Origin of the sequence: Streptomyces sp. RP5T (genome assembly GCF_003933965.1) — a bacterium.
Classification (GTDB): Bacteria; Actinomycetota; Actinomycetes; order Streptomycetales; family Streptomycetaceae; genus Streptomyces.
The window spans coordinates 1-1,008 of sequence record NZ_RSAJ01001155.1 but is presented as its reverse complement, the minus strand read 5'-3'; the positions used below and the strand labels follow the sequence as shown (position 1 = coordinate 1,008).

The 1,008-nt window shown below is 71.5% G+C and carries 1 protein-coding gene; it reads left to right on the top strand.

The genetic code is table 11. From position 1 onward, the window contains the following. The coding region (locus tag EHS43_RS45100; RefSeq protein ID WP_221740831.1) for a DUF6531 domain-containing protein at window positions 1-1,008 on the top strand (1,008 nt) is incomplete at both ends.

Here is a 1,008-nt window from a genome sequence, read left to right as displayed (position 1 = left end):
GCACTGAAGGACGCGCTGCGCGGGGCGGCCAAGGACGCGGCGACGGGGGCGGCGCGCGACGGGGTGCGCAGGTCGCCGATGGATGCGGCCCGTCGGCTCTGGTGCAAGGTGTTCGGCAGCGACCCCATCGACATGGCCACCGGCCGCATGTCCCTGCCCCAGACGGACGTGTCACTCCCGGCGCGGCTGCCCCTGGTCTTCACCCGCCAGTTCGAGTCCTCGTACCGGGCGGGCCGCTGGTTCGGCCCGTGCTGGACCTCGACCGCGGACCAACGCTTGGAGATCGACGCCGAGGGCGTCGTCCTCGTCCGCGAGGACGGCTCGTTGCTGGCGTATCCGCATCCGGCCCCCGGTGTGCCGGTGTTGCCGCTGGCGGGCGAGGGCCATCCGTTGACGGTCGACGAGTACGGCGACTACACGGTCACCGACCCGGTGGCCGGTCGCGTCTGGGACTTCGCCGGACCGGGCGGCGACGGCGACGGCATCGCCCTGCTCTCCCAGATCATCGACCGCTGCGGCCAGTGGCTGAGCTTCGAGTACGACGAGGAGGGCGCCCCGACCGGGATCGTGCACTCGGCCGGCCACGAGCTGCGGTTCGAACGGTCCGGGGACCGGATCACGGCCCTGCGCCTGGCCTCGGGCGAGGACATCGAGCTGGTCCGCTTCGGTTACGACGCCGAGGCCCACCTGGCGACGGTCACGAAGTCCTCCGGCCTGCCGACCCGGTTCACCAACGACACCCTCGGCCGCGTCACCGCCTGGACGGACACGAACAACTCCTCGTACCACTACACCTACGACGACGAGGACCGCTGCACCTCCCAGGGCGGTGAGGCAGGCCACCTGGCCTACACCTACACCTACGGCACCCCGGACCCGACGACCGGCAACCGCACCGTCACCGCGGTCGACTCACTGGGCCACAGCACGCTGTACGAGATCAACAGCGACGTGCAGGTGACGGCGGTGACCACGCCGGACGGCGCCACGACCCGCACCACCCACGAC